General features: G+C 67.9%; 4 protein-coding genes. 3 read left to right on the plus strand and 1 reads right to left on the minus strand.

The window, feature by feature from the left end; translation table 11 throughout:
- On the plus strand, nucleotides 1–284 hold a 284-nt coding region (locus ACRDU5_RS17610; protein ID WP_526615965.1), incomplete at its 5' end, for an ArsI/CadI family heavy metal resistance metalloenzyme.
- 94 nt (nucleotides 285–378) lie between these two features.
- On the plus strand, nucleotides 379–1,227 hold the full coding sequence (locus ACRDU5_RS17615) for a methyltransferase domain-containing protein (protein ID WP_526615966.1): 849 nt from the start codon (nucleotides 379–381) through the stop codon (nucleotides 1,225–1,227).
- Between the two features lie 5 nt (nucleotides 1,228–1,232).
- Here the strand turns inward: ACRDU5_RS17615 and ACRDU5_RS17620 are convergent, their stop codons facing one another.
- A complete protein-coding gene (locus ACRDU5_RS17620; protein ID WP_526615967.1) occupies nucleotides 1,233–1,868 on the minus strand; it encodes a sigma-70 family RNA polymerase sigma factor in 636 nt (211 codons plus the stop codon).
- A gap of 137 nt (nucleotides 1,869–2,005) precedes the next feature.
- Here ACRDU5_RS17620 and ACRDU5_RS17625 point away from each other — a divergent pair.
- Nucleotides 2,006–2,789: NAD(P)-binding domain-containing protein (locus tag ACRDU5_RS17625; protein WP_526615968.1), on the plus strand; the 784-nt coding region annotated here is incomplete at its 3' end.

Raw genomic sequence — 2,789 nt, forward strand, 5'->3', positions numbered from 1 at the left:
GGCTCAACCATCTCGGCGTCGAAGCCGATACGGCTGAGCAGGTCGTCGCCGCGCAGGAACGCTTTACGGCCGCCGGCCTCGAGATCGCCGTCGCCGAGCAGGACGTCTGCTGCCACGCGACGCAGGACAAGGTGTTCGTCACCGCTCCCGACGTGCCGCTCGGCTGGTGGGAATTCTACACCGTCACCGACGACAACCCGGCGAAGCCCGACGCCGCAACCTCGTCAGTGTGCGAGGCAAGCTGTGCGGCCAACGATTCCGTCGAAAGCACCTGCTGCGCCTGACATGGCAAGGATGGCCGGCCGCGAAATGCCTCCCACCGTCGGGGCCGGCCATCCACGTTGCGCTCAACGTGAGAACCTAAGAAGGAGAGTCGAAATGACCAGCATCTACATCGATACCGAGACTGACCGCGCGCTGAGGGCTAGGCACCGGGCAATCTGGGCGTCCGGGGACTATCCGAGGGTGGCCACCGATCTGATTGCGGCACTGGGCCCGACGATCGTCGCCGCGGCCGGAATCACCAAGGGACAGCGCGTACTTGACGTGGCGGCGGGAAACGGCAACGCCTCAATACCCGCGGCCGAAACCGGCGCGTCCGTGGTCGCGTCCGACCTGACACCCGAACTGCTCGACGCCGGTCGGATCCGGGTCGCCGCGCGCGGCGTTGAGTTGAAATGGGTGCAAGCCGACGCCGAGGCGCTGCCGTTCGGCGACAACGAGTTCGACGCCGTCATCTCCGTCGTCGGCGCAATGTTCGCACCACACCACGACCAGACCGCCGGCGAGATGTTGCGGGTGTGCAAGCCGGGAGGCGTCATCGCCATGATCAACTGGACAACAGAAGGATTGATCGGGCAACTGTTCGCAACCATGCGTCCCTACGCGCCGCCACCACCGCCGGGTGTGCAGCCGCCGCCGTTGTGGGGCAACGAGTCTCACGTGAGAAGGCTCTTCGGCAATGGCATCACGGCAGCGTCGTTCGAACGCCGAACGCTCATCACGCCACCGGAGATCGCCACCCCGATCGACTTCCGCGAGTTCTTCAAGACCAACTACGGCCCGACGATAGCCACGTACGCCGCCCTCGCGGATCAATCCGATGCGCGCGCTGCACTGGATGACGACTTCCAACGATTCCTCACCGAGACCGATGCGCGAATTGCCGACGCGCCGACTGCCCGATGGGCTATGGAATACCTGTTGTTCACCGCGCGCAAGTCGTGAAACCCCTACTGGCATCCGCAGGCCGCATCCGTCGTGGCGGACGTGCTTGGTCCGCAGTTCGCGGGCGGGGTGTATTCGATCGGCATACCGCGTACGTCCAGCGTCAGTGCGCAGCACCGGCTCAGCAGTTCGGCGAGCTGCTTTCTGGCGCGCTGGACCCGAGATTTCATGCCCGACACGCTGATGCCCTCCTGCTCGGCGGCAGCCGCCTGCGTGACGCCGTCCAGGTCGGTCAGCCGCAGCGCTCGCCGGTACGCGGGGGACAGGTCAGCGAGCAGCGGCCGCAGGCAGTTGGCCAGTTCGCGCTGCACGATGTCGGCGTCGGCGACGGCGTCGGCGACGTCGCCGGCGCGGCGGTCGCCGGGATTGGCGTCGAGTATTTCGCGGCTGTCGCCGGCGCGGCGGTACTCGTCGATGATCGCGTTGCGGGCGATGCGAAACAGCCACGCGGCGAGCCGGTCGTGGTCATCGAGTGAGCCCAGCTTCCGGTGCACCCGCAGCAGGATCTCGGCGACGAGGTCGTCGGCCCGATCTTGGTCGGAGACCCGTCGGCGGACGAAGGAGCGCAGTTCCGCGCCGAAGCGTCGCCACACGTCCTCGACCGTCACCTCGGCGCGCGGCGCCGCCACATTCGGCGTCATTGTCGGACTCCTCTCGTCGCACAGCATTCGCCTCTACAGACGACGCTGCCGGCCAAAGGACGCAACGGCGCGGCCGACTGCGTCCATCTGCATCTTCCCTCGTCAGAATGCGCAGAACCCACAGTTAGGAGAAACCCATGTCAACACAACTTGCCGTTGCCGTTCTCGGAGCCGGTCCGGTCGGGCTGGCCGCGGCGGCGCACCTGGCCGAACGCGAGATGCCGTTCGTCATATTCGATGCCGGGGAATCGGTGGGCGCCAGCATCCGGCGCTGGGGCCATGTGCGCCTGTTCTCGCCGTGGCGCACCAACATCGATCTCGCCGCGCAGCGACTGTTGAAGGCCGACGGTTGGCGTTCGCCGGACCCGGCGGCCTACCCTACCGGCGCGCAAATCGTCGACGAGTATCTGACGCCGCTGGCGCGGCTGGACGCGATCGCGCCACATGTGCGGCTGCACCACCGCGTCATCGGCGTCACGCGCCAGGGCGTGGACAAGCTGCGCGACGACCATCGGGCCGACCGGCCGTTCATCGTCACCACCAGCGGCCCGACCGGCGTCACGCGGACACCGGTGCGCGCCGTCATCGACGCGACCGGGACCTGGTTGACCCCGAATCCGGTCGGCGCCGAAGGCATCCCCGCGATCGGCGAGCAGCAGGCCGGCGGATGGATCAGCTACGGGATCCCCGATGTGCTCGGCGCTGAACGCAACCGCTATGCGGGCCGGCGAGTGGCCGTCATCGGCAGCGGGCATTCGGCCAAGCACGTCATCCGGGAGCTGTCGCTTCTGGCCGAGCGGGCCGCCGGCACCACGGTCACGTGGATCGTGCGCCGGGGCGAGAACGACAACGTCTTCGGGAACGAGGTCGACACCCGGCTCCCCGAGCGGGGACGGCTCGGCGCCGACGCGCACCGGCTGG

The sequence above is a fragment of the Mycobacterium sp. genome (assembly GCF_050701515.1).
GTDB lineage: Bacteria > Actinomycetota > Actinomycetes > Mycobacteriales > Mycobacteriaceae > Mycobacterium.

Excerpts from the sequence above, each read along its gene's own strand:
- ACRDU5_RS17615 (WP_526615966.1), top strand. The coding sequence starts at position 379 with ATGACCAGCATCTACATCGATACCGAGACTGACCGCGCGCTGAGGGCT.
- ACRDU5_RS17620 (WP_526615967.1), bottom strand. The coding sequence starts at position 1,868 with ATGACGCCGAATGTGGCGGCGCCGCGCGCCGAGGTGACGGTCGAGGAC.